The 24,417-nt window shown below is 69.5% G+C and carries 20 protein-coding genes and 2 riboswitches; of the genes, 12 read left to right on the forward strand and 8 right to left on the reverse strand.

What is annotated here, in order from left to right:
* Positions 1-12: 12 nt before the first annotated feature.
* Positions 13-1,032 (reverse strand): RNA methyltransferase, encoded by a 1,020-nt coding sequence (locus I8E28_RS16040; protein WP_200789114.1) that lies wholly within the window; start codon positions 1,030-1,032, stop codon positions 13-15.
* A gap of 195 nt (positions 1,033-1,227) precedes the next feature.
* On the opposite strand from I8E28_RS16040, the gene I8E28_RS16045 reads away from it, so the two are divergent.
* The 3 genes from I8E28_RS16045 to I8E28_RS16055 all read left to right on the forward strand — a co-directional run bounded on the left by I8E28_RS16045 (position 1,228) and on the right by I8E28_RS16055 (position 2,728).
* Complete coding sequence (locus tag I8E28_RS16045) at positions 1,228-1,581, forward strand: hypothetical protein (protein WP_200789116.1); 354 nt, start codon at positions 1,228-1,230, stop codon at positions 1,579-1,581.
* Positions 1,582-1,712: 131 nt separating this feature from the next.
* Positions 1,713-2,306: a hypothetical protein gene (locus I8E28_RS16050; RefSeq protein ID WP_200789118.1), complete on the forward strand. Its 594-nt coding sequence runs from the start codon at positions 1,713-1,715 to the stop codon at positions 2,304-2,306.
* Positions 2,303-2,728 (forward strand): hypothetical protein, encoded by a 426-nt coding sequence (locus I8E28_RS16055; RefSeq protein WP_200789120.1) that lies wholly within the window; start codon positions 2,303-2,305, stop codon positions 2,726-2,728. Before I8E28_RS16050 ends, I8E28_RS16055 begins: the two co-directional genes overlap by 4 nt.
* A 21-nt stretch (positions 2,729-2,749) precedes the next feature.
* Here the strand turns inward: I8E28_RS16055 and I8E28_RS16060 are convergent, their stop codons facing one another.
* The 3 genes from I8E28_RS16060 to I8E28_RS16070 are packed head-to-tail and all read right to left on the reverse strand — an operon-like array spanning position 2,750 to position 5,410.
* Positions 2,750-3,652: an NAD(P)/FAD-dependent oxidoreductase gene (locus I8E28_RS16060; protein ID WP_200789121.1), complete on the reverse strand. Its 903-nt coding sequence runs from the start codon at positions 3,650-3,652 to the stop codon at positions 2,750-2,752.
* Positions 3,645-4,124 carry a DUF2269 family protein gene (locus tag I8E28_RS16065; protein WP_200789122.1) on the reverse strand — a complete coding sequence of 160 codons (480 nt, stop codon included), beginning with the start codon at positions 4,122-4,124 and terminating at the stop codon, positions 3,645-3,647. Before I8E28_RS16065 ends, I8E28_RS16060 begins: the two co-directional genes overlap by 8 nt.
* On the reverse strand, positions 4,124-5,410 hold the full coding sequence (locus I8E28_RS16070) for an SDR family oxidoreductase (RefSeq protein ID WP_200789123.1): 1,287 nt from the start codon (positions 5,408-5,410) through the stop codon (positions 4,124-4,126). The genes I8E28_RS16065 and I8E28_RS16070 overlap by 1 nt, the downstream gene beginning before the upstream one ends.
* A gap of 94 nt (positions 5,411-5,504) precedes the next feature.
* On the opposite strand from I8E28_RS16070, the gene I8E28_RS16075 reads away from it, so the two are divergent.
* Both I8E28_RS16075 and I8E28_RS16080 read left to right on the forward strand, forming a co-directional pair.
* Positions 5,505-6,005 (forward strand): hypothetical protein, encoded by a 501-nt coding sequence (locus I8E28_RS16075; protein ID WP_200789124.1) that lies wholly within the window; start codon positions 5,505-5,507, stop codon positions 6,003-6,005.
* 64 nt (positions 6,006-6,069) lie between these two features.
* The gene (locus tag I8E28_RS16080; protein WP_200789125.1) at positions 6,070-8,727 is read left to right on the forward strand and encodes an ATP-binding protein; all 2,658 of its coding nucleotides are present in this window, start codon (positions 6,070-6,072) and stop codon (positions 8,725-8,727) included.
* A 19-nt stretch (positions 8,728-8,746) separates the two neighbouring features.
* On the opposite strand, the gene I8E28_RS16085 is transcribed toward I8E28_RS16080, so the two are convergent.
* Positions 8,747-10,438: a long-chain fatty acid--CoA ligase gene (locus tag I8E28_RS16085; protein WP_200789126.1), complete on the reverse strand. Its 1,692-nt coding sequence runs from the start codon at positions 10,436-10,438 to the stop codon at positions 8,747-8,749.
* A 257-nt stretch (positions 10,439-10,695) separates the two neighbouring features.
* Between I8E28_RS16085 and I8E28_RS16090 the strand changes: the two genes are divergently transcribed.
* Together I8E28_RS16090 and I8E28_RS16095 are read left to right on the forward strand one after the other, a co-directional pair.
* Positions 10,696-11,652: a Bug family tripartite tricarboxylate transporter substrate binding protein gene (locus tag I8E28_RS16090; protein WP_239027258.1), complete on the forward strand. Its 957-nt coding sequence runs from the start codon at positions 10,696-10,698 to the stop codon at positions 11,650-11,652.
* A gap of 4 nt (positions 11,653-11,656) precedes the next feature.
* Positions 11,657-12,610, forward strand: coding sequence for a glycerophosphodiester phosphodiesterase (locus tag I8E28_RS16095; RefSeq protein WP_200789128.1), 954 nt, complete (start codon positions 11,657-11,659; stop codon positions 12,608-12,610).
* Between the two features lie 162 nt (positions 12,611-12,772).
* On the opposite strand, the gene I8E28_RS16100 is transcribed toward I8E28_RS16095, so the two are convergent.
* Genes I8E28_RS16100 through I8E28_RS16110 form a run of 3 tightly spaced genes read right to left on the reverse strand, consistent with a single transcriptional unit; the run spans position 12,773 to position 15,611 of the window.
* Positions 12,773-14,404, reverse strand: a complete 1,632-nt coding sequence (locus I8E28_RS16100) for a protein arginine N-methyltransferase (RefSeq protein ID WP_200789129.1) — start codon at positions 14,402-14,404, stop codon at positions 12,773-12,775.
* Entirely contained in the window at positions 14,401-14,823 is a 423-nt protein-coding gene (locus I8E28_RS16105; RefSeq protein ID WP_200789130.1) for an acyl-CoA thioesterase, read from the reverse strand. The genes I8E28_RS16100 and I8E28_RS16105 overlap by 4 nt, the downstream gene beginning before the upstream one ends.
* Before the next feature lie 5 nt (positions 14,824-14,828).
* Positions 14,829-15,611: an SDR family oxidoreductase gene (locus I8E28_RS16110; protein WP_200789131.1), complete on the reverse strand. Its 783-nt coding sequence runs from the start codon at positions 15,609-15,611 to the stop codon at positions 14,829-14,831.
* A 125-nt stretch (positions 15,612-15,736) separates the two neighbouring features.
* Here I8E28_RS16110 and I8E28_RS16115 point away from each other — a divergent pair, with 125 nt between their 5' ends.
* From I8E28_RS16115 to gcvP, 5 genes are all read left to right on the forward strand, one after another.
* Positions 15,737-17,425 carry an electron transfer flavoprotein-ubiquinone oxidoreductase gene (locus I8E28_RS16115; RefSeq protein WP_200789132.1) on the forward strand — a complete coding sequence of 563 codons (1,689 nt, stop codon included), beginning with the start codon at positions 15,737-15,739 and terminating at the stop codon, positions 17,423-17,425.
* Between the two features lie 113 nt (positions 17,426-17,538).
* Positions 17,539-19,506, forward strand: a complete 1,968-nt coding sequence (locus tag I8E28_RS16120; protein WP_200789133.1) for a S9 family peptidase — start codon at positions 17,539-17,541, stop codon at positions 19,504-19,506.
* A 44-nt stretch (positions 19,507-19,550) separates the two neighbouring features.
* Positions 19,551-19,639: riboswitch (glycine riboswitch) on the forward strand.
* Positions 19,640-19,650: 11 nt separating this feature from the next.
* Positions 19,651-19,752: riboswitch (glycine riboswitch) on the forward strand.
* Between the two features lie 45 nt (positions 19,753-19,797).
* The gene (gene gcvT, locus I8E28_RS16125; protein WP_275403463.1) at positions 19,798-20,922 is read left to right on the forward strand and encodes a glycine cleavage system aminomethyltransferase GcvT; all 1,125 of its coding nucleotides are present in this window, start codon (positions 19,798-19,800) and stop codon (positions 20,920-20,922) included.
* A 30-nt stretch (positions 20,923-20,952) separates the two neighbouring features.
* Positions 20,953-21,324 carry a glycine cleavage system protein GcvH gene (gene gcvH / locus I8E28_RS16130; protein ID WP_200789134.1) on the forward strand — a complete coding sequence of 124 codons (372 nt, stop codon included), beginning with the start codon at positions 20,953-20,955 and terminating at the stop codon, positions 21,322-21,324.
* An 81-nt stretch (positions 21,325-21,405) separates the two neighbouring features.
* The gene (gene gcvP / locus I8E28_RS16135; RefSeq protein WP_200789135.1) at positions 21,406-24,318 is read left to right on the forward strand and encodes an aminomethyl-transferring glycine dehydrogenase; all 2,913 of its coding nucleotides are present in this window, start codon (positions 21,406-21,408) and stop codon (positions 24,316-24,318) included.
* Positions 24,319-24,417: the final 99 nt, after the last annotated feature.

Consider the following 24,417-nt stretch of genomic DNA (forward strand, 5'->3'; position numbering starts at 1 on the left):
GCGCTCCGCTTTTCAGACGGCCACGATCGGCACGGTGCGGCCGCGAGCGCGCAACTGCCCGCATCCGCCCTCGACGTCCTGTCCCGCGGAATGGCGCAGCTTGGTCAGCACGCCGCGCTGGTGCAGCGTGCGGGCGATCGCCGCGGCTTTCTCCCACGAGGGGCGCCGGTACGGCAGGTCGGGCACGCTGTTGTAGGGAATCATGTTCAGCACCGCATGCTTGCCGCGCAGCAGGCGCACGATGCCGTCGAGCTCCTCGGCGGTGTCGTTGACGTCTTCCAGCAGCGTCCATTGCACCTGCATCGGGTAGCCGGTCGCGCGCACGTACGCGTCGCCTGCTTCCACCAGGTCCTGGGGCGCGATGCGCGGTGCACGCGGCAGCAGCTCTTCGCGCAGGTCGGCGCGGGTGGTGTGCAGCGACAGCGCCAGCGCCGGTTTCACGGGGCCGCGCGGCAAGCGCTCGAACACGCGCTCGTCGCCCACGGTCGAGAACACCAGTTGCTTGTGGCCGAGGTTGCCGGCGGTGCCGAGGAGGTCGATCGCGTCCATCACGTTCGCCAGGTTGTGCGCGGGTTCGCCCATGCCCATGAACACCACCTTGCGCACCGGCCGCAGCGAGCGCGCCAGCGCCACCTGCGCCACGATCTCCGCACTGCCGATCTGGCGCACCAGGCCCTCGCGGCCCGTCATGCAGAACGTGCAACCCACCGCGCAGCCGATCTGGCTGGACACGCAGACGCCGCCGCGCGGCAGCAGCACGCTCTCGCAGGTCTGGCCGTCGCCCAGACCGACCAGCAGGCGCTCGGAGCCGTCCTCGCCCGGATGGCGCGACACGAGCCGGGCCAGCCCCGCCAGCTCGGCTTCGACCGCCGGCAGTCCCTCACGCAACGATTTCGGCAGGAAGTCCTCGATGGCGCGCGAGCCGCTGTCCTGCGGCAGCGCGTTGGACCACAAGCGCAGCACGCGGCGCTCGTGCGACGGCCCTGCGCCCAGCGCACGCAAGCGGTCACGAACGTCGGAAAGCTGGCGCATGCCCCGAGCTTAGCTGTCGCGCCCCACCCACAGCCTCGCGTCGCGAAATTGACCGGGGTCAAGCAGGAACACGCCGATTCGCCCGCTTTCCCACAGGAACCCTGTCAGGCCTGCCGAAACGAGCCCACGCTGAAGGGTCTTTGACAGCTCTCGGACAGCCTCTGCTGGTTCAATCCCATCCATGGGAGAACGTTGATGGGCAAGGAGATCCGGACATCGCGGTTGGGCAGCCTGCGCACCACGGCGCGGCACAGCCTGCGCGCGCTGCTCGGGCGCCCGCGCGTGGACGGCCCCCACACGGTGTTCCAGGGCGGGGACGAGGACGCCATCCGCGACGCGCTGCTGGACCTGCTGCCGCCCAGCGATGCACCGTCGCTGCAGCTCACCACGCTGCGGCGGCGCATCCGCTACGCGAACGGCTGCGAAGCGCTGTGGTACCTGCGCGCCGACCTGCTGGCCGTGCTCGCGCTGCACTCGGGCGAAGCCCAGGCGCGCCAGCAGCTCGCGGCCATCGACCACCTGTTCCCGCAGTCACTGCGCCGCCGCTGAGGGCGCTGCCCGGCAGGAGCCGGGTCCTACCGTTCCATCAGCGACGGCTGGCCCGCGCATGGGACTAGGGCGGCTGGCGACCGCCGCGCACCGGCCTAGCTTGGAAGCACTTCAACTTCCAGGAGAGTCCCGTGGACGGCAACGACAACATGCTGCTGCTGGTCGCGGTGCTGGTGGCGATCCTCGCCGTGGTGGCGATCTGGCTCTGGAGCCGTCGCAGCCGCTCGCAGCACCTCGAAAGGTATTTCGGCCCCGAATACCACCGCGAGGTGGCCCGCACGGGCAGCCGCGACAAGGCGGAAGCCGAGCTGATGGCACGCCAGAAGCGTGTCGAGGACCTGCACATCGTGCCGCTGGCCCCCACCGACGCGCAGCGCTTCACGCAGCAGTGGCGCGCCGTGCAGGCGCGCTTCGTCGACAACCCGCGCGGCGCGCTGGCCGAAGCCGACCAGCTGGTGCGCGACCTGATGCAGCGCCGCGGCTACCCGATGGGTGAATTCGAGCAGCGCGCCGCCGACATCTCGGTGCACCACCCGCAGGTCGTGGAGCACTACCGCGCCGCGCACCTGATCGCCGACGGCGACCGCCGCGGCCAGGTCGACACCGAAGGCATGCGGCAGGCCGTCATCCACTACCGCGCGCTGTTCGCCGAACTGCTCGAGACGCGCGACGACGACCGCGACGGCGGCCGGGCCCACCACCATGGAATGAGGACGCAATCATGAGCCGCGAAGACCACGACCGCATGGGCACCGCCGAACTGGTGGCCGGTGCCGAACGACGGGCCGACCGCATGGAGCCGCGGCCGCCCGACGACGGCCAGCGCATGGACGGCGGGCAGCAGCATCCCGGCATGCGCGACGCGCAAGGCGAGCCGCTGGCCGCGCTGTTCCCGCCCGAGATGTCCTCGCAGTTCCGCGACCGCTGGGACCAGGTGCAGATCGGCTTCGTCGACGACCCGCGCCAGGCCGTGCAGCAGGCCGACGAACTGGTCGCGCAGGTGATGAAGAGCCTGGCGGGCAGCTTCGCCGACCAGCGCGCCCGCGTGGAGCAGGGGATCGGCCAAGGCGGCGAAACCGACACCGAGAACCTGCGGATGGCGCTGCGCAGCTACCGCTCGTTCTTCCAGCGCTTGCTGTCGCTGTGACCGCGCCACCTGCCGCTCTCCTCAGGGCGGCGGCAGGCAGTTGTGGATGGCGGTCGTCGCGATCGCGGAGTGTCCGTAGGCGACGGCGATCTGGTTGAGGCCGGCGGCGACGTCACCCGCCGCGTAGAGGCCCGCGACCGTCGTCTGCAGGTGGTCGTCCACCACCAGTTGCCCGTCGGCCTCCGCCTTCGCCCCGAGATCCGTGGCCAGGCCCGACGCGTGCTTCAGTCCCAGCGCGGGATAGAGCACGTCGAACTCCAGCCGGCGGCCGTCCTCCATCTCCACGTGCACGCCCTCGCCCGGCTGCACGTGCACGTGCAGCGGGCGCTGGTCGGCGACCAGGACGCCGCGCTCGCGCAGGCGCGCGAGATCCTCGCGCGCCACGAGCGCCTGCGTGCCGAGCGACAGCCACGTCACCCGGTTGTCGAAGCCGGAGACGAACAGCGATTCGCGCAGCCCGTGCAGTTCGCGACCCATCACGGCCACGCGCTGGCCGCGGGTCTCGAACCCGTCGCACACGGGGCAGTAGCGCACGTTGCCCGCCTCGAGCCCGGCCTCGACGCCCGGGATGTCGGGAACGACGTCCGCGGAGCCGGTGGCGAGCAACACCTTGCGCGCGCGCACCACGCGGCCATTGAAATCGGCTTCGAAAGCGCCGTCGCTGCCACGCAGTGCCTGGACGCGCCCCTTCTCCACCGGCACCTCGTACCGCGCCGCGTGCCGTCGAAGCAGCGCCAGCAATTCCTGTCCGGGAATGCCGTCGGGGAACGCCGGCACGTTGTGCGTGCGCGGGATCCACGCCGCGCGGCTGTCGCCGCCATCGGCCACGAGCACGCCGCGCCGGTAGCGCGCCAGGTACACGCCGGCCGTCAGCCCGGCGGGGCCGGCGCCGATCACCAGGCAGTCGAGCACGCCGTCAGCCATGTGCGAGCGGCCACTGCTTGGCGACCATCAGCCAGAAGATCATGAGGAAGGCCGCGAACGCGACGAACCCGAGCGCCGTCCACGCGATGAACACGCGCCAATAGCGTGGCGACAGCGGCGCGCCGGCGGCCGCGCAGGCCTGCGCCTCGTCGCGCAGCAGGTACTGCAGGCGCACGACCGGCAGCCAGCACGCGATGGCGACCCCATACAGGACGACGGACGCGTGCAGCCATGGCTGCGACCACTGGAACCCCGCATGGCGCACGAGCAGCCAGCCGGTCAGCGGCTGCACGATCGCCGTCGGCGTGGTGAACAGCCAGTCGGCCCACACGACCCAGCTGCTCACGGTCGCGACCGCGCGCGGATTCCGCGACAGCGTAGTGGCCAGCAGGTAGAAGGCCGACCCGACGCCGGTGCCGAACAGGACGGTGGACGAGAGGATGTGGATCCACTTGAGGGCCAGGTACTCCATCAGTGCCGGCGCGGCTCCAGCGCCCACAGCAGGGTGATGGCCGCGATGATCGGCAGGTTCTTGCTCATCGGGCCGTAGGGGTGCAGCCAGTATTCGGGCAGGAAAACCGTGATCAGCAGCGTGTAGCCCGCGATCAGTCCCAGTTGCGCGAGCCACACCGCCGGCCGCCAGCGCGCCGGCGCCCACAAGGTCAGCACCCCGAGCAGCAGATCAAGCGTGGCGGCGCCATGCAGCGCCACCGTCGCGAGCGCACCGTGCAGCCCGACACGGGCGAGCAGCTCGTAGCTCCGCGCCACCGGGTACAGCCCGAAGGAGACGGCGGCCGTCCACAACCACAGCAGCGCCAGCCCGATGCGCAGCAGCGGCAGCGTCCAGCCGAGCACAGCCTGGGCACGCGCCGCGGGTGCTTGCGATGGCGCGATGAACGAGTCGACGTCGCGCGGCTCGCGACCGAGCAGGCGCACGAAGCGATCGGCCGGCGCGGCATTGCCCTTCAGCAGCATGCTTGCCGTGTCGGGGTCGAGTGAACTGCCCGGCACGTGACCGGCTATCGCGGCACCGAGCTTGAACAAGCCGGCGGGCATCGGCAGCACGAGCGGGCCGCGCCCTAGCCCTTCCTGCAAGCGCAAGGTTGACAGGTACTCGCGCAGCGGCAACGGGCGCGGCCCCACGAACGCGATCGTCTCGATGCGCCGCGGCGGATCCGCCAGCAGCGTCAGCACGCCGGCGACGACGTCGTCCAGGTGCACCGGTTGCACCTGCATGCCAGCGCGCAGCGGAAAGAGCAGCAACGGCATCGAGGCGAGCTGCAGGAACAGCGCGCTGCTCGGCCCTTGCGGCGAGAACACGAGCGACGGCTGCACGATCGCACCGGCGAGCGGCAGCGAACGCAACACGTCGTCGGCGGCGCGCTTGCTCGCTTGGTACGGCATGCGGCCGTCGTCCGCGCCCACGGCCGACACCTGCACGGCGCACGGCACGCCGGCTGCGGCCGCGGCGCGGAACAACTCGGCGGGGGCGCGGTGGTGCAAGGCATCGAACGTCTGCGTGCCCTGCTCTCGCAGGATGCCGACCGCGTTCACGACCGCGTCGATGCCTTGCAGGCGCGGCGTCCACCACGCGGCGTCCGGCACGGCGGCCAGGTCCACCTGCACGGCCGTGCAGTCATGGACCGGCAAGCGCGACGGGTCGCGCACCGCGCACGCGACCTCGTGGCCTGCCTGCAGCAGCGCGCGCAGCAACGCCCCGCCGATGAGGCCCGTCGCACCGGTGAGCAGCACTCGCATGGCGGTCGATGATGCGGCAAGGGGCGCCCGCGCGGCGGACACGTTTTGCAATCCCGGGCCCTGCGCGTCGGCGTGCATCCCTAGACTCGCGCGCATGGACGAACGATGGACCGCCGCGCTGCAGGAAGCCGCCTTGTCGGGGTCGCTGGCCGCGATGGCGTCGGCAGCGGTGCTGGCGGTCGCCGGCTCGCGCGAGACCCCCTCGCCGGCCGCGCCGATGAACGCGACCAGCCAGTGGATCTGGGGCCAGCCCGAAGCGCTGCACGCGCACCACCCGGACCGGCGGCACACGGTGGTGGGCTACCTGACGCACCACCTCGCCGCGAGCTTCTGGGCCGTGCTGCAGGCGCGCGCCGCGCAGGACCTGCCGCAACTGCGCGACCCCGGCCCGGCACTCGCCGCATCCGCGGTCACCAGCGCCGTTGCCGCGTTCGTCGACCTGAAGCTCACGCCCGAACGCTTCACGCCGGGTTTCCAGCACCGCGTGAGCACGCCGGCGCTCGTGGCGGCGTATGCGGCGTTCGCGGTGGGACTCGCCGCCGGGACGGTCGCAGCCAGGCGCCTCGCCGAACGCGAAGATCCATTCGCGCTCTGACCTGCCTCGTCAGCACCAGCAAGGCATTGTTGTGTTGGCGCGTTCCGTATAGTCGGGCGCGACCATGAAGAACAAGAACGAGGAAGGCAACGGCGAGTCCCTGGAAAGCATCTTCGTCGGCCAGAGCGACATGGCCCGCCTCATGCGGGAGCGCGACTGGGCCTCCACGCCGCTTGGCCCACCGCAGCAATGGCCCCATGCGCTGAAGGTGGCGTTGCGCCTGCTGCTCACCTCGCGCTTCGAGATGTGGCTGGGCTGGGGCCCGGAGATCCACTTCTTCTACAACGATGCCTACCGGCCGACGCTGGGCATCAAGCACCCGCGGTCGCTGGGCATGCCCACGCGCGAGCTGTGGCCGGAGATCTGGGACGACATCAAGGGCCGCATCGAGTCGGTCTACGAGCGCGGCGAAGCGACCTGGGACCGCGCGCTGCTGCTGGTGCTGCACCGCTCCGGTTTTCCGGAAGAGACGTACCACACGTTCTCGTACAGCCCGCTGCTGGGCGACACGGGCCGCGTCGAGGGCCTGTTCTGCGCCGTCTCGGAGGAAACCGACCGGGTGATCAGCGAGCGCCGGCTGGGCACCTTGCGTGACCTGGCCAGCGGCCTGGCAGCGGCGGACACGCGGGCGACCGTGGTGCAGGCCGCGTGCGAGGCGCTCGGCCGCGCGCGGCTGGACATGCCGTTCTCGCTGCTGTACCTGATGGACGAGACGGGCGTCGCGCGCCGGGCCTGCGCAGCGGGCATCGGCGAGGACCATCCGCTGGCCGTGGCGACGCTGCACCCGGGCGATGGCCACCGCTGGGACACGCAGCGCGCGCGCTCGTCCGGCGAGCCTTTCGTCGTGCCGCTGGACGGCGTGGCGGACCTGCCCACGGGCGGCTGGGACAAGCCGCCGCGCCATGCCTACGTCGTGCCCATCGTCGGCAGCCGATCCGACGCGCCCATCGGACTGCTGGTCGCGGCGCTGAACCCGTACCGCGCCGTCACCGAGGACCTGCTCGCGTTCGTGAGCCTGGTCGCCGGCCAGGTCGGCGCGAGCCTGGTGAACGCGTCCCTCCTCGAGCAGCACCTGGCCGAGCGCGACCGCCTGCGGGCGCTGTTCGACGAGGCGCCCAGCTTCTTCGCCGTGCTGGCGGGGCCCGAGCACCGGTTCGAGCTCGCCAACAACTCGTACCGGCAGCTGGTCGGTGGTCGCGACGTCGAGGGCAGGACCGTCCGCGAGGCGCTGCCGGAAGTCGTCGGGCAGGGCTTCATCGACCTGCTCGACCGCGTCTACCACTCGGGCGAGCCGTACGTGGGCCGCGGTGTCGAAGTGAAGCTGGTGCCGGCGGCGGGTGGTGCCGCCGAGACCCGGTACGTCGATTTCGTCTACCAGCCCCTGCGCGACGGCCGCCACAAGATCACCGGCATCTTCGTCGAGGGCTACGACGTCACCGACAAGATCGAGGCCGAGCAGTCGCTGCGCCTGCTGAACGCGCACCTGGAGCAGCGCATCGAAAACCGCACGCGCGACCTTGCGCAGGCGCTGGACCGGCTGCAGGAGGAATCACGCCAGCGCGAGAGCGTCGAGGAGGCGCTGCGGCACGCGCAGAAGATGGAAGCCGTCGGCCAGCTCACGGGCGGCATCGCGCACGACTTCAACAACATGCTGCAAGGCATCACCGGGTCGCTGGAGCTGATCCGGTTGAAGCTGCGGGCCGGCAAGGTGCAGGACGCCGACCAGTTCGTCGAGCGCGCGATGGGGTCCGCGCAGCGCGCGGCGGGCATGACGCACCGGCTGCTGGCGTTCTCGCGCCGCCAGCCGCTGGACCCGAAGCCGGTGAACGTCAACGAGCTGGTCGCGCAGACCGAGGTGCTGGTGCGGCGCACCGTCGGCGAGGGCGTGCGCGTGTCGGTCGTCACCGACCCGGCGCTGTGGACCACGCTGTGCGACCCGAGCCAGCTGGAAAGCGCGATCCTGAACCTGGCCATCAACGCCCGCGACGCCATGCCCAACGGCGGCACGCTGGTGATCGAGACCAGCAACAAGCAGCTCGATGCGGCGTACGCGCGCCACAACGACGTGCAGCCCGGCGACTACGTCTGCGTGAGCGTCAGCGACACGGGCGCCGGCATGCCGCCGGACGTGCTGGCCAAGGCCTTCGACCCGTTCTTCACCACCAAGCCGATCGGCCAGGGCACGGGCCTCGGGCTGTCGATGATCTACGGCTTCGTGAAGCAGTCGAGCGGCCACGTCCGGCTGTACAGCGAACCGGGCGTGGGCACGAGCGCGAAGCTGTACCTGCCCCGGCACCGCGGCGATGCCGCCGCGCCGGAGCCGCTGCAGGAAGTCGGCGGCGAGCACCCTGCGACGCGCGGCGAAGTGGTCCTGGTTGCCGAGGACGACGAGGTCGTGCGCTCGCTCGTCGTCGACGTGCTGCAGGGCCTGGGCTGCCACGTGCTCGAAGTGGGCGACGGGGCCGAGGCGCTCAAGGTGCTGGAATCGACGCGGCGCATCGACCTGCTCGTCACCGACGTCGGCCTGCCGTCGATGAACGGCCGCCAGGTCTACGACGCTGCCGCCGTTCGCCGCCCGGCGCTGAAGGTGCTGTTCATGACGGGCTATGCCGAGAACGCGGCTTTCACCAACGGCGTGCTCGAGGAGGGCATGGAGCTGATCACCAAGCCGTTCGCGCTGGAGCAGCTCTCCTCGCGCGTGACGGACATGCTGGGCGGGTAGCGCCCGGCCGCTGGCGGCGTCAGCGGCTCTCCGCCTCCTGCAGCGTGCGCCACATGACCTTGCCGCTCCCGCTCTTGGGCAGCGCGTCGGCGAACTGCACGATGCGCGGCACCTTGTAGACGGCCATGTTCTCGCGGCACCACGCGACGATGTCCTCCTCCGTCACCTTGCCCTTGTGGTCGGGGCGCAGCACCACGACGGCCTTCACCGTCTCGCCGCGGTAGCTGTCCCTGGCGGAGATGACGCAGGCTTCGGCGATCGCGGGATGGCGGAACATCAGCGCCTCGACCTCCGCCGGCCACACCTTGAAACCGGACGCATTGATCATCCGCTTGAGGCGGTCGGTGATGAAGAAGTAGCCGTCCTCGTCCATGCGACCGAGGTCGCCGGTGCGGAAGAAGCGCTTGCCGTCGAAGTCGATGAACGCCGCGGCGGTGGCCTCGGGGCGCTTCCAGTAGCCGTCGAACACCATCGGGCCGCAGACGATGATCTCGCCCTGCCCGCCCACTGGCATCTCCTGCAGCGTGTCCGGATCGACCACGCGCGCATCGCAGCTCATGAACGGCACGCCCAGGCACTGCTGCTTGGGGGCGTCGGGTGGGTTGCTGTGCGAAGGCGCCGCCGTCTCCGTCAGGCCGTAGCCCTCGACGTACTTGAGGTTGAACTGCTCGAACAGGCGCTGCGCCACAGCTTGCGGCATCGCGGCGCCACCGCCGCCGATGTGCTGCAGGCTGGACAGGTCGTACTGCGCGAAGTTCGGGCTGGCCATCAAGTCGATGACCATGGTCGGGATGTTGGTCCAGCTGGTGACCTTCCAGCGCGAGATGAGGCGGCCGGCCAGTTCGCGGTCCCAGCGCGGCATCAGGACGATGGTCGAGCCCAGGTACACGTTGCAGTGGAGCAGGCTCACCATGCCGGTGATGTGGAACATCGGCACGACCAGCAGCACCACGGCTTCGGCGGTGCCGTTGCCCCAGGCGGCGCTGGCGACGGCGTTGTGCATCAGCGAGCGGTGCGGGTGCATGCAGCCCTTGGGCAGGCCGGTGGTGCCGCTCGTGTACGGCAGCACGGCCAGGTCGGCCGGCCCGACCTCGAGGTCGGGGACCGGCAGGTCGTTGGCCAGCGCGTCGGTCCAGGCCATCACCTGGCCGGACGCGAGCGCCGGCAGCGGGTGGCGCGTGAGCAGCCAGTCGCGCCAGGCCTCGGGTGGCGCCTCCGGTCCGGTGATCGATGCATCGAACGCGTCCGTGTACTGCGTGACGATGAGATGCGCGAGGCGGTCGGCTTCGGGAAGTTGTGCGTCCGCCTTCACGATCTCGGCCGCCACGTCGCCGGTGGCGATCGCGACTTTCGCATCCGGGTCGGTGATGTAGTGCTTCAGCTCCTCCGCCCGGTTCATCGGGTTGACGGGGACCACGACGGCGTTGGCGCGCAGGATGGCGAAGTGGGCGACGATCAGCTGCGGGCAGTTCTGCATGTCCAGCATCACCCGGTCGCCCTGCCGCACCCCCAGCGCATGCAGCCGCGCCGCCAGCCGCTCGGCCGCGTCGCGCACCTGCGCCCACGTCAGCACCCGCCCGAAGAACACCAGCGCCGGCTTGTCCGGGTACCGGCGTGCGCTGATGGCGAGGTTGTCCCACAGCGGGGTCTGCGGCGGGTTGAGCTTGTACGGCAGGCGCTTGGGCCAGAAGCGGTGGTGCGGACGGTCCATGGCACGAGCCTAGCGAAGGCCGCATGGCCCAGGCACCGTGAAAGCCCCAAGCGCGTCGCGCCCGCGACGCTGTGCGGCGCTTGCGCGTCTGGATCTCTCAACGCAGAAGACGCGGAAGGGGACAGAAGACACAGAAGAAGCATCTCCAGGGATTCGTCTGTTCCGACTTCCTTCCGCCCCCTTTCTGCGCCCTCTGTGTTGAGACAAGACGAGCGAAGCGTCGTCGCTGCACCCAGCCCGACCGTATGATCCCGGGCATGCGCAAGAGCCTCCTCGCCCTCCTCCTTGCCGCGACCTGCGGCCTGGCCCACGCCGCGTTTCCGGAGAAGCCGATCCGCGTCGTCGTCGGGTTCCCGGCCGGCGGGCCGCTCGACCAGCATGCGCGGCTGCTGGCGGACAAGCTGCAGGCGGCGCTGGGGCAGCCGATCGTCATCGACTACAAGGCCGGGGCCGGCGGGACGGTGGGCGCGCAGGACGTGATGAAGGCGGCGCCTGATGGCTACACGCTGATGCTGGCGAACACGGGCGTGATGGTGATCAACCCCGCGCTGTACACCAAGCTGCCGTACCAGACCCTGCGCGACTTCACGCCGATCGCGCGCACCGCGATGCAGCCGCTGGCGCTGCTTGTCAACCCCAAGCTGCCGATCAACACGCTGCCGGAATTCGTCGCCTACGCGAAGGCGCGGCCAGGGCAGGTGAACTACGGCTCGGCGGGCAACGGCGGCATCAGCCACCTGGTGCCGGAGATGTTCAAGAACGCCACCGGCCTGTTCATGGTCCACATCCCCTACCGCGGCAGCGCGCCGGCGTTCACCGACCTGATGGCCGGGCAGGTGCAGTTCATGGCCGAGTCGATCCCGCAGGCGGCCAGCTACCACAAGCAAGGCAAGGTGCGCGCGCTGGCCGTCACCAGCCGCGAGCGCAACCCGGCGCTGCCCGACACGCCGACGGTCATCGAAAGCGGCATCAAGGGCTTCGAGGTCGTGGGCTTTTACGGTTTCCTGGCGCCGGCGGGCCTGCCGGCGGACGTGAAGGCGAAGCTGGGCGACGCGTTCCGCCAGGTGCTGACCAACCCCGAAGTGCGCACGCGCATGGTCACGCAAGGCGCCGACCCGGCGTTCCTGGGCCCCGACGAGTTCGCGAAGTTCCTGGGCAACGAACTGCCCCGCTGGGCGGACGCGGTGAAGAAGTCCGGCGCCCGGATGGACTGACGCCATGCGCCGCCTGCTCGCCCTCACCCTCGCCACCTGCGCGTTCGCCGCGCACGCCATCGACCTGCAGGGCCACCGGGGCGCGCGCGGCCTGCGGCCGGAGAACACGCTGCCTGCGTTCGAGCACGCGCTGCGCCTGGGCGTGACCACGCTCGAGATGGACGCGGCGATCACGTCCGATGGCGTGGTCGTCATCTCGCACGACCCCGCGCTGAACCCGGACCTCGTGCGTGGCGCCGACGGGCAGTGGATCACGACGCCGGTCGTGATCCGCAGCATCACGTACGAGCAGACGCAAGCGTACGACGTCGGCCGGCTGCGCCCCGGCGGTTCCTACGGGAAGTCCTTCCCCGACCAGCAGCCGGTGGACGGCACGCGCATCCCGAAGCTGGCCGAGGTGTTCGAGCTGGTCAAGCGGCTGAAGGCCGACCACGTGCAGTTCGACATCGAGACCAAGATCGACCTGCGCAATCCGCAGAACACGCTGGAGCCGGAGCCGTTCGTGCAGAAGCTGCTGGAGGTGATTCGCGCGCACGGCATGGAAGACCGCGTGATGGTCCAGAGCTTCGACTGGCGCACGCTGCAGGTGCTGCACAAGCTGGCACCGCGCATGCGCACCGTCTACCTGACCACGCAGTCCCCGCGCGGCTCGAACCTGGATTCCCCGATCTACAGCGCCGGCTTCACGCTGGCGCAGCACGGCAGCGTGCCAGCGATGGTCAAGGCCGCTGGCGGGACGACGTGGTCGCCGAACTACCAGGCCCTGACGCCCGACCTCGTGAAGCAGGGCCAGGCGTTGGGCCTGCAGGTGATCCCGTGGACGGTGAACGAGGAAGCCGACATGGGCCGCCTGCTGGACTGGGGTGTCGACGGCATCATCTCCGACCGCCCCGACCGCGTGCGCAACGTGCTGAAGGCGCGGGGGTTGCCGCTGCCGCCTGCGGTCGCCGCGCCCTGAGCGGAGGTCGGAGCCGCTGCGCGGGGCTCAACGCAGAAGTCACAGAAGAAGCACGGAAGTCGCAGAAGACTTCCTTGATGAATTCTTCTGTGGTTTCTGTGCTTCTTCTGCGACTTCTGCGTTTGGGAGTTCACGAAGCGGCGCGCAGTACGCCGCGCACGATCAAGCCACCAACTCGAACCAGGGCCGCTCGCGGTCGTGCATCGCGCGCAGGGTGACCTGCGTGCCGGCCTGCACCTCGCGCGGCGTCGGGAAGCGGTAGACGGTGTTCTGCCAGCTGGCCACCGGGCGCGCATAGCCCGGATGGTTCTCGAACGAATTGCCGTCGCCGAAGTCGAGACGGATCCACTGGATGATCCCGAAGCAGCGGCCGTCGCGCGCGACCGGCACGACCAACTGCCTGCTGTCGGGCGGGAAGGTGTCGTTCGCTTCGAAGTCGAAATCGAACGCCGCCACCGGCTCGCTCAGCAGCACGCGCGGCAGGTCCTCACGGTGGATCGGCCGCTTGCCCGGCACGATGGCGTTGAACGCGCTCAGGTCGAAGCCGAACGACTCGCCCACGTGCAGTTCGCGGCCGAGATCCTCGCCACCGAGCAGCGCGACCAGGATGCTGGCGCGCGGCGGCACGATGCGGCCGCCCGGCTTGAGCAGCCGCCGCTTGGCGTCCTCGATCGCCGGCAGCACGTGCTCGCCCAGCAGCTCGCTGGAGAAGATCTCGTGCACCAGCACGTCCGCGGGCTCGCGCAACTCGTCGCCGAGCGTCACGCCGTACGACGGCTTCGGCACGACGGTCACGCGATCGGCGAACCCGTTGGCCTCGACGATCTGCTGCGCCGTGCGCGCCACCAGCGGCACGGCCTCGCACGTGACCACGCGCCCCGCGCCGGCACGCGCGGCCATCATCGCCAGCAGGCCCGAGCCGGTGCCGACCTCGAACACGGTGCAACCGGGCTGCACCGCGGCGACGATGCCGTCCAGGTAGGCCTGGTTGCGCTCGCGCTCGTTCATCATCGGCACGTGCCACAGCGGCACCAGCTGCGACAGCAGCCAGTCCAGGCCCAGGCGCGCGGTGAGGCTGTCCGGCCGCGCGGCGAGCGCTTCGCGACACAGGTCGATGCCTTCGTCGACGCGGCCCTGCGACGACAGGCAGACCGATGCCTTCTTCACCGCCTCGTCATGCCCAGGGCGCAGGCGCAGCGCGGCGCGGTAGTCCGCCAGCGCGCGCTCATCGTCGCCGAGCATCCGCAGCGCATCGGCGCGCGCGACGAGCGCATCGACCAGCCCACCATCGATGGCGAGCGCACTGCCCAGGCTGGCGACGGCGTCACGCGGCTGGCCGCCGGCCAGTTCGCAGCGGCCACGCAGCATCCACGCGAGTGCCGACTTCGGCTGCAGCACGAGCGCGCGCTGCGCGGCGTCGTACGCCTCCTGGAACGCACCCGCCGCAAACCCACTCTCCGCCAGGCCCACCCAGCCATCCGCCTGCTTCGGCGCGCGGCGAGTGCACTCGGCGAACAGCTCGCGCGCCTGGGCCGGCCGGCCAAGATCGCGTTCGCAGATCGCCATGTTGAACAGTGCGTCGACGTCGTTCGGGTCCAGGTCGCGAACCGCGCCCCAGGCCTGCAGCGAGCGCTCGATCTCGCCCGTCATGCCGAGCATCAACGCGAGGAGGCGGCGCGCGGCCGCATCGCGCGGGTTGGCTTCGCACGCGGCCTGGCAAGCGGCGACGGCGCCCGCGCGGTCGCCGGACCGGAAGCGCTGCTTGATGTCGTCGAGGGACGCCCCGGCAGTCATGCGAGCACGCTCCGGAACCAGTCCGGCAGCGGCACCGATTGCTGCTTCGGGAAGTCGACCCACACGGTGGTCGCGCCGCCGGACGCATAGACCACGCCGGGGTCGTCGGTGCGCTCGATGGTGGCCCAGCTCTCGAAGGAGCTGCGGCCGGGGTCGCTGACATACGTGGTCACGACGATGTCGCCCGGGTACTCCAGCTGCTTGTGGAAGGTGCAGAACGCATTGACGATCAGCGGCCCCGTGCCCTGGGGGCCGGGCAGGCAGCCGAGCGTGCGGAACCAGTCGATGCGGGCGACTTCCAGGTAGCGGAAGTACAGCGTGTTGTTGACGTGTCCCATCGCATCCAGGTCTCCCCAGCGGATGGGCATCTGCATGCGGTGGACGAGCTTCTTGGCTTCGGGCAGGACGAACCGCGGCATCCCGTTCAGATCCCGAAGCCGTCGTCGGCCGCGATCACGGCGCCGTTGATGAAATGGCTCTCGCTCGACGCCAGCAGCACGATCAGCGCGTCCAGGTCCTGCGGCGCCCCCACGCGCTTGCGCGGCAGCATCTGCACCAGCTTCTGGCCCTGCTCGGTGGCCCAGTGGTGGTGGTTGATCTCGGTGTCGATGTAGCCGGGGCAGATGGCGTTGACGTTGATCTCGAAGCGGCCCCACTCCATCGCCATCGCCTTGGTCATCTGGATGACGGCGGCCTTGCTCATGGCGTACGCACCGATCTGCGGCAGCGGGCGGATGCCCGCCATCGACGCGATGTTGATGATGCGGCCGCCGGTGAAGGTGCCCGGCGCCGCGCCGCGGGCGCGGGCCAGCATGCGCTTGCCCACTTCCTGGGCGACGAAGAACGCGCCCTTCACGTTGGTGTCGAAGATGTAGTCGAAGTCGTCCTCCGACACTTCGTGCAGGCGCTGCGTGGTGCTGACGCCGGAGTTGTTGACGAGGATGTCGATCGAACCGACTTCGGTCTCCGCGTGCGCGACGGCCGCCTTGATGCTGGTGGTGTCGGTCACGTCGAGCGCGACGACGTGCGCGTCGCCGCCCGCGCCCTCGATCTGCGCGCGAAGTTCCTTCAGCTTGTCGATGCGGCGGCTGGCGAGCACGACGGCGGCACCGGCGGCCGCGAGGGTGCGCGCGAACTGCGCGCCCAGGCCGCTGGATGCGCCCGTCACGAGGGCGACACGGCCCGACAAATCGATGCTGTAGCTCACGAGGGTCTCCTGCCTAATGCGTGCGGCGGGCCGCCTCGCGCGAGGGGCGCCGCATAGAATCTGCACCGCCGCGCGGCCCCGCGCCACGGCGCGAGCAGGCTATCACACACACCGGACGCATCCCGATGACCCACGAAGAGATCCTCGCCCAGTACGGCCCCCGCGAAGCGATGGAGTACGACGTCGTCGTCGTCGGCGCCGGCCCCGCCGGCCTCGCCACCGCCATCCGCCTGAAGCAGCTCGCGCAGCAGCACGGACGCGAGGTGTCGGTGTGCGTGCTGGAGAAGGGGTCCGAGCCCGGCGCGCACATCCTGTCGGGCGCCATCGTCGACCCGATCGCGCTGGACGAGCTCATCCCCGACTGGAAGGCCAAGGGCGCGCCGCTGAACGTGCCGGTCACCGAGGACATCTTCCTGTTCCTGGGCGAGAACGGCGCCATGCGCACGCCGACGTGGATGCTGCCGAAGAACTTCCACAACGAAGGCAACTACGTCGCCAGCCTGGCCAACCTGGTGCGCTGGCTGGCGCAGCAGGCCGAGGCACTCGGCGTCGAGATCTTCCCGGGCTTCCCGGCCGGCGAGGTCCTCTACAACGACGACGGGTCGGTGCGCGGCGTCGCCACCGCCAACATGGGCATCGGCAAGGACGGCCAGCCGACCGAGAACTTCCAGCTCGGGATGGAACTGCACGCGCGCTACACGGTGTTCGCCGAAGGCTCGCGCGGCCACCTGGGCCGCCAGCTGATCAGCCGCTTCAAGCTCGACGAAGGGCGCGATCCCCAGAGCTACAGCATCGGCGTCAAGGAAGTGTGGGAGATCGATCCGTCGCGCCACAAGGCGGGCCTCGCGCTGCACAGCGCGGGCTGGCCGCTGGACGAGATGACGTACGGCGGCTCGTTCCTGTACCACATGGAGAACAACCAGATCTCCATCGGCTTCGTCGTCGGCCTGGACTACAGCAACCCCTACCTGTCGCCGTTCGAGGAGTTCCAGCGCTTCAAGACGCACCCGAACATCCGCTGGTACTTCGAAGGCCCGAAGGGCGCCAAGCGCCTGGGCTACGGCGCGCGTGCGCTCACTGTGGGTGGCCTGCTCTCACTGCCGAAGACCGTGTTCCCGGGCGGCGCGCTGGTGGGCTGCGACGCGGGCTACCTGAACTCGTCGCGCATCAAGGGCAGCCATGCCGCGATCAAGACCGGCATGCTGTGCGCCGAAGCCGCGTTCGAGGCGATCGGCGCCGACCGCCGCCACGACGAGCTCACCGCGTACCCGGAAGCGTTCGAGAAGTCGTGGCTGTACAAGGAGCTGAACAAGTCACGCAACTTCAAGCAGTGGTTCAAGAAGGGCCGCACCGTCGCCACGCTGATGACGGGCATCGAGCAGAAGCTGCTGGGCGGCGCGATCCCGTGGACCATCCACCGCGCCAAGCCGGACCACGTGCACCTCAAGCCCGCGTCGCAGTGCAAGCCCATTGCGTACCCGAAGGCCGACGGCAAGCTCACCTTCGACCGGCTCTCCTCGGTGTTCATCTCGAACACCAACCACGAGGAGAACCAGCCCGCGCACCTGACGCTGAAGGACCCCACGGTTCCCACGCGCATCAACCTGCCCCAGTTCGCCGGCCCCGAGCAGCGCTACTGCCCTGCCGGCGTGTACGAGTTCGTCGCCGACGAGGGCGTGCAGGGCGGCGAGCGGCTGCAGATCAACGCGCAGAACTGCGTGCACTGCAAGACCTGCGACATCAAGGACCCGACGCAGAACATCGTGTGGGTGGTGCCGGAAGGCGGCGGCGGGCCCAATTACACGAACATGTAGTTCGCGCCCCACCTGGCATTCCCGCAAGGGCGGGAAACCAAGGCTTTCCCTCTCGGCAGCTCGACAGCAGCCGCGATAATCCTCCGCAACAACAAGCACGAAGGAGGATGCGCATGAAGGCATGGGAGTGGACGCGCCGCGGCGTGATGCTGGCGGCGTTGGGTGCGGCTGCAGTGGGGGCGATGGCGGCAGCGCCGGAACCGATCCCGGTGCAGGTGTTCTTCGAGAGCCCGGCGATCCGTGAAGCGGTCCTGTCGCCCAGCGGGCGGCACCTGGCGATCATTGCGAAGAACAAGGACGACCACACCCAGCTGGTCATCCTCGACACGGAGACGATGAAGCCCTTCGTGGCGGCCGGCTCGCCCAAGCTCGACGTCGTCGGCCCGATCTGGGTGAACGACAAGCGCCTGATCTACAGGCTGGGCGACCTGGAGCGCACCTACAGCTACTACGCCGGCATCGGCGGGATGTACGCGGTCGACCGCGACGGCGGCGAGCCGCGCGACCTGATGGGCACGTCGTCGGAACGGACGATGAACTTCAACCCGCCGTCGTTCGCCGGGACGACCTGGATGCGGGACTCGGACACGATCTTCGTGGCGATGCCGCAGACGGCGAACCACTACGAGCTGGACCACGTCCTCGTGCGCAAGCTGGACACCCGCACCGGCCGCATGACCCCCCTGCCGGCGTTCTCGCGCGGCTGGGGCTGGACCTTCGACCCGGATGACGAGCCCCGCTTCGTCACGACCGTGGCGCGCGAAGGCAAGGGGACCAACTACGTCCGCGATCCTGCGACAGGTGAGTGGAAGGACATCGGCAGCTACGACATCTTCGCGGGCGAAGGCGATCTCGACGTGGTCGGCTTCGCTGACAGGAACACGGCGTACGTTGTGCGCAAGCCCAAGGGGCATGAGTTCAAGGCGCTGTACACCTTCGACATCAAGGCCCGGACCTTCTCGGCCGATCCGCTGGTCGAGGCCAAGGGCTTCGACCTCGAGCCCGTGATCATCCGGTCGCGCAACCAGGTGCTCGGCGTCCGCTACGAAACCGATGCGGTCAGCACGATCTGGGTCGACGAAGGCATGAAGAAGATGCAGGCCGACATCGACAAGGTCCTGCCGTCCACCATCAACGTCATCTCCGTCCCCTTGCGTGCCGAGGTGCCGATCGCCCTGGTGCGGGCGTACTCCGACCAGGTGCCCACCGTCATCTTCCTGTACGACACCAAGACCGGGAAGCTGCAGGAAATCGGCAAGAGCCGGCCGGCCGTCGATCCCGCGCGCATGGCGCAGCTCGACTTCGTGAAGCTGAAGACGCGCGATGGCTTGTCCATGCCCGCGTGGGTCACCACCCCGCGGGACGGCAAGAAGGGCCCTCGCCCGATGGTCGTGCTCGTGCACGGCGGCCCCTACGTGCGTGGTGGATCCTGGAACTGGTCGCCTGACGCGCAATTCCTCGCGTCGCGCGGCTACCTCGTGCTCGAGCCCGAGTTCCGCGGCAGCACCGGCTTCGGCTTCAGCTACTTCAAGGCCGGCTGGAAGCAATGGGGCCTGGGCATGCAGAACGACGTGGCGGATGCCACGCGTTGGGCCATCGAGAAGGGCATGGCGGACCCGAAACGCATCTGCATCGCGGGCGCCAGCTACGGCGGCTATGCGACGCTGATGGGCCTGGCCAACGATCCGGACCTGTACAAGTGCGGCATCAACTGGGTCGGCGTGACCGACATCGACCTGCTGTACTCGATCACCTGGAGCGACTCCAGCGAGCTGTACAAGCAGTACGGCATGCCGGTGCTCGTGGCCGACCGCGAGAAGGACGCCGCCCAGATCAAGGCCACGTCGCCGATCCAGCTGGCGGCGAAGATCAGGCAGCCCCTGATGCTGGCCTACGGCGGCGAAGACGACCGGGTGCCGATGAAGCACGGCACTGCGTTCCGCGATGCCGTCATGCAGACGAACCCGAACGTCGAGTGGATCGAATACCCATACGAGGGCCACGGCTGGTTCCAGTTGAAGAACAACGTCGACTTCTGGACCCGCGTCGAGAAGTTCCTCGCGAAGAACATCGGCCAGTAGCACATTGCGCATGAGCCATCGGCTTCGGCCGGTGGCTACAATCCGTTCCATCGTCAGGAGAGCGCTCTCCCGAAGAGCCGCCGAAGGCGCAGGCGCAAGCCGAACGCTCAGGCACCAGGACTGGCGAGCACCCCGGCGACGGGGTGTTTCCTTGCTGGAGAGAGGCTTGGCCCAGCGGCCGGCCCACCGAAGGAGCAAGCCCCATCGCGGGTGAATCTCTCAGGTAAAGCGGACAGCAAGGGCGCCCATGGTCGAAACCATGGCCCCCACGCCCTTGTCCTGGAGAGCCGCTTGTCCGCCACCGACCTCAAGACCACGCCGCTGCACGCGCTGCACCTCGAACTCGGGGGGCGCATGGTGCCTTTCGCCGGCTATTCGATGCCGGTGCAGTTCCCTGCCGGGCTGATCGCCGAGCACCGGCAGACGCGCGAAGCCGCCGGCCTGTTCGACGTCTCGCACATGGGCCAGCTGCGGCTGGAGGGCCCGGACGCCGCAGCCGCATTCGAGACCCTCGTTCCCGTCGACGTGATCGGCCTGGGCGTCGACAAGCAGCGCTACGGCCTGCTGCTGACCGACGAAGGCACGATCGTCGACGACCTGATGATGGTCAACCGTGGTGACCACCTCTTCGTCATCGTCAACGGCGCGTGCAAGGACGGCGACCTCGCGCTCATCCAGCAGCGCATCGGTTCGCGCTGCAAGGTCGTGCCCATGTTCGACCGCGGCCTCCTCGCCCTCCAGGGACCGAAGGCCGTCGACGCGGTGAAGCGCCTCGTTCCCGGCGTCGAGCAGCTGGTGTTCATGACCGGTGGCGCGTTCACCTGGGAAGGCAGCGATCTCTACATCACGCGCAGCGGCTACACCGGCGAGGACGGCTTCGAGATCTCCGTCGCCGCCGATCGCGCCGAAGCCTTCGCTCGCGCCCTCCTCGACCAGCCTGAAGTGAAGCCGATCGGCCTCGGCGCGCGCAATTCGCTGCGCCTGGAAGCCGGGCTGTGCCTCTACGGCAACGACATCGACACGACCACCACGCCGGTCGAAGCAGCGCTGAACTGGGCGATGCAGAAGGTGCGACGCACCGGCGGCGCGCGCGCCGGCGGCTTCCCGGGCGCCGACAAGGTGCTGGCGCAGCTCGATGGCACGCAGCCGGTCGCGCGCAAGCGCGTCGGGCTCATCGCGCTGGAACGCGTCCCCGTGCGCGAGCACACCGAACTGCAGGATGCGGACGGCCGCAAGGTCGGCGAGGTCACCAGCGGCCTGCTCGGCCCGACCATCGACAAGCCGGTGGCGATGGCCTACGTCGACGTCGCGCATGCCGCCCCCGGCACGCGCCTGAATGCCATCGTCCGCGGCAAGGCCGTGCCGATGGAAATCGCCCCCATGCCTTTCGTGCCGCAGCGCTACCACCGCGGCTGACCCCCACAGAGACCAACCAGGAGAAGCGCCATGACCGTCAAGTACACGCAAGAGCACGAGTGGATCGACCTGCAGGGTGGCGTCGCCACCGTCGGCATCACGCTGCACGCGCAGGACGCGCTGGGCGACGTCGTGTTCGTCGACCTGCCCGAGGTGGGGCGCACCTACGCCAAGGGCGAAGTCGCCGGCGTCGTCGAATCGGTGAAGGCCGCCGCGGACGTCTACATGCCGCTGGACGGCGAGGTGACGGAAGTGAACGAAGCGCTGCGCGCCGACCCGTCGCTGGCCAACAGCGACCCGATGAAGGCCGGCTGGTTCTTCAAGGTCAAGCCGGCGAACGCGTCGCAGCTGGACGGGCTGATGGACGAGACGGCGTACACGGAGTTTTCGAAGAACAACTGACGCCATCGTCATTCCCGCGGGGGCCTCCGCGGGGATGACGAACCCGTGCCCTGCGACGTAGACACATTCGGAGCCCCACGCATGCTGATGCAATCCGCCCTCCCCCTGGGCGAGCTCGAGAATCCCGCCGAATTCATCCCGCGCCACATCGGCATCGACGAAGCCGGCGAGAAGCACATGCTGTCGGTGATCGGCGAGGCGTCGCGGCGCGCGCTGGTCGACTCGATCGTGCCGCGCTCGATCGCCCGCACCTCGCAGATGAAGCTGCCGGCACCGGCGACGGAAGCGCAGGCGCTGCTGGAACTGCGTGCGATCGCCAACAGGAACAAGGTCGCCAAGAGCTTCATCGGCCAGGGCTACTACGGCACGCTGACGCCGGGCGTCATCCTGCGCAACATCCTGGAGAACCCCGCCTGGTACACGGCGTACACGCCCTACCAGGCCGAGATCTCGCAGGGCCGCATGGAAGCGCTGGTCAACTTCCAGACCATGGTGTGCGACCTGACGGCCATGCCGATCGCCAATGCGTCGATGCTGGACGAAGCGACCGCAGCGGCCGAGGCGATGACGCTGGCCAAGCGCAGCGTCAAGAGCAGGAGCAACACGTTCGTGGTCGCGGGTGACTGCCACCCGCAGACGATCGAAGTGGTGCAGACCCGGGCGAAGCCGCTGGGCATCGACGTCGTGCTGGCCAATTCCGCCGAGGAATGGGATCGGGCGGTCGCGGGCGATTACTTCGGCGCGCTGATCCAGTACCCGGCCAGCAGCGGCTGGCTGCACGACTGGAAGCCCGAAGTCGACAAGATCCACGCCAAGGGTGCGGCCGCCATCTTCGCGGCGGACCTGCTGGCATTGACGCTCATCGTGCCCCCGGGCGAATGGGGCGCCGACATCGTCGTCGGCACCACGCAGCGCTTCGGCATGCCGATGGGCGCCGGCGGCCCGCACGCCGCGTACCTGGCCTGCCGCGACGACTACAAGCGCTCGATGCCGGGCCGGCTGGTCGGCGTCAGCGTCGACAGCCACGGCAACCCGGCGTACCGCCTCGCGCTGCAGACGCGCGAGCAGCACATCCGGCGCGAGAAGGCGACTTCCAACATCTGCACGGCGCAGGTGCTGCCGGCCGTGGTCGCGAGCATGTACGCCGTCTACCACGGGCCGCAGGGCCTGAAGCGCATCGCGCAGCGGGTGGCGGCGTACACCGCGATCCTCGCCAAGGGGCTCGAGCGCCTGGGCTGGGAAGCGACCCGGATGCACCACGCGACGGCGTTCGACACGCTGTCGTTCAAGACCGGAGAGCGCACGCAGGAGATCGCGAAGCGGGCGGTGGCCCTGGGCGCGAACCTGCGCCAGGCCTGGGGCGAGTACACCTGCATCTCGCTGGACGAGACGACGACGCGCGCCGAGATCGAACTGGTTTGGAAGATCTTCGCCAAGGACGGCGAGGCCATCCCGTCGGTGTCGGAGTTCGAGAAGGGCATCGAGCCGATGATCCCCAACGAACTGCGCCGCACCAGCGAGTTCCTCGCGCACCCGGTGTTCAACACGCACCACAGCGAGACGGGCATGCTGCGCTACATCCGCAGCCTGTCCGACAAGGACCTCGCGCTGGACCGCACGATGATCCCGCTGGGCAGCTGCACGATGAAGCTGAACGCGACCAGCGAGATGATTCCCATCACCTGGCCCGAGTTCGCGCACGTGCACCCGTTCGCGCCGCGCGAGCAGCTGGCCGGCTACATCGAGCTGGACAAGCAGCTGCGCGAGTGGCTGTGCCAGGCCACCGGGTATGCGGGCATCAGCCTGCAGCCCAATGCGGGCTCGCAGGGCGAATACGCCGGCCTGCTGGCGATCAAGGCGTGGCACGAGAGCCGCGGCCAGGGGCACCGCAACGTCTGCCTGATTCCTTCGTCCGCGCACGGCACCAACCCGGCCAGCGCGCAGATGGTCGGCATGCAGGTGGTGGTCACTGCCTGCGACGCCAACGGCAACGTCGACATGGCCGACCTGAAGGCCAAGTGCGAGCAGCACCAGGACAAGCTCGCCTGCATCATGATCACGTACCCGTCCACGCACGGCGTGTTCGAGATGCAGGTCAAGGAGCTGTGCGAGATGGTGCACTCCTACGGCGGCCGGGTGTACGTCGACGGCGCCAACATGAACGCGCTGGTGGGCGTCGCGGCGCCGGGCGAGTTCGGCGGCGACGTCAGCCACCTGAACCTGCACAAGACCTTCTGCATCCCGCACGGCGGCGGCGGCCCCGGCGTCGGCCCGGTGTGCGTGGTCGAGGACCTCGTGCCCTTCCTGCCCGGCCATGCGGCCGGCGGCATCGAAGGCGGCGTGGGCGCGGTGTCGGCGGCGCCGCTGGGCAATGCCGCGGTGCTGCCGATCTCCTGGATGTACTGCCGGATGATGGGTCCCGAGGGGCTGCGCCAGGCCACCGAGGTCGCCATCCTCTCGGCCAACTACATCAGCACGCGCCTGAAGGACCACTACCCCACGCTGTACGCCAGCGCCAACGGGCACGTCGCGCACGAGTGCATCCTGGACCTGCGCCCGCTGAAGGACACGAGCGGCGTGACGGCCGAGGACGTCGCCAAGCGCCTCGTCGATTACGGCTTCCACGCGCCGACGCTGTCGTTCCCCGTCGCCGGCACGCTGATGGTGGAGCCGACCGAGAGCGAGACGCTGGAGGAGCTGGACCGCTTCATCGACGCGATGATCGCGATCCGCGCGGAGATCCGCCGCGTCGAGCGCGGCGAGTGGCCGCAGGACGACAACCCGCTGAAGAATGCGCCGCACACCGCGACTGCGCTGCTCAAGGGCGAGTGGTCGCACGCGTACTCGCGCGAGACCGGCGCGGCCGTGCACGAACCGACACCCGGCCACATCGCCCGGCACGCCAAGTACTGGCCGCCCGTCGGCCGTGTCGACAACGTCTACGGCGACCGCAACCTGTTCTGCAGCTGCGTGCCGATGTCGGCCTACGAGTGAAGGCCGGAAGCCGCACTCTTCGTCGTCCCCGCGGAGGCGGGGGCCCATCGCTTTCACGACTGTCGCAAGAGGGGAAGCGATGGATTCCCGCCTTCGCGG

The organism is Ramlibacter algicola, from assembly GCF_016641735.1.
GTDB classification, from domain to species: Bacteria; Pseudomonadota; Gammaproteobacteria; order Burkholderiales; family Burkholderiaceae_C; genus Ramlibacter; species Ramlibacter algicola.

Coding starts and splice junctions, on each gene's coding strand:
- I8E28_RS16040 (WP_200789114.1), bottom strand. CDS start 1,032: ATGCGCCAGCTTTCCGACGTTCGTGACCGCTTGCGTGCGCTGGGCGCA.
- I8E28_RS16045 (WP_200789116.1), top strand. CDS start 1,228: ATGGGCAAGGAGATCCGGACATCGCGGTTGGGCAGCCTGCGCACCACG.
- I8E28_RS16055 (WP_200789120.1), top strand. CDS start 2,303: ATGAGCCGCGAAGACCACGACCGCATGGGCACCGCCGAACTGGTGGCC.
- I8E28_RS16060 (WP_200789121.1), bottom strand. CDS start 3,652: ATGGCTGACGGCGTGCTCGACTGCCTGGTGATCGGCGCCGGCCCCGCC.
- I8E28_RS16065 (WP_200789122.1), bottom strand. CDS start 4,124: ATGGAGTACCTGGCCCTCAAGTGGATCCACATCCTCTCGTCCACCGTC.
- I8E28_RS16070 (WP_200789123.1), bottom strand. CDS start 5,410: ATGCGAGTGCTGCTCACCGGTGCGACGGGCCTCATCGGCGGGGCGTTG.
- I8E28_RS16075 (WP_200789124.1), top strand. CDS start 5,505: ATGGACGAACGATGGACCGCCGCGCTGCAGGAAGCCGCCTTGTCGGGG.
- I8E28_RS16080 (WP_200789125.1), top strand. CDS start 6,070: ATGAAGAACAAGAACGAGGAAGGCAACGGCGAGTCCCTGGAAAGCATC.
- I8E28_RS16085 (WP_200789126.1), bottom strand. CDS start 10,438: ATGGACCGTCCGCACCACCGCTTCTGGCCCAAGCGCCTGCCGTACAAG.
- I8E28_RS16090 (WP_239027258.1), top strand. CDS start 10,696: ATGCGCAAGAGCCTCCTCGCCCTCCTCCTTGCCGCGACCTGCGGCCTG.
- I8E28_RS16095 (WP_200789128.1), top strand. CDS start 11,657: ATGCGCCGCCTGCTCGCCCTCACCCTCGCCACCTGCGCGTTCGCCGCG.
- I8E28_RS16100 (WP_200789129.1), bottom strand. CDS start 14,404: ATGACTGCCGGGGCGTCCCTCGACGACATCAAGCAGCGCTTCCGGTCC.
- I8E28_RS16105 (WP_200789130.1), bottom strand. CDS start 14,823: ATGCCGCGGTTCGTCCTGCCCGAAGCCAAGAAGCTCGTCCACCGCATG.
- I8E28_RS16115 (WP_200789132.1), top strand. CDS start 15,737: ATGACCCACGAAGAGATCCTCGCCCAGTACGGCCCCCGCGAAGCGATG.
- I8E28_RS16120 (WP_200789133.1), top strand. CDS start 17,539: ATGAAGGCATGGGAGTGGACGCGCCGCGGCGTGATGCTGGCGGCGTTG.
- gcvH (WP_200789134.1), top strand. CDS start 20,953: ATGACCGTCAAGTACACGCAAGAGCACGAGTGGATCGACCTGCAGGGT.
- gcvP (WP_200789135.1), top strand. CDS start 21,406: ATGCTGATGCAATCCGCCCTCCCCCTGGGCGAGCTCGAGAATCCCGCC.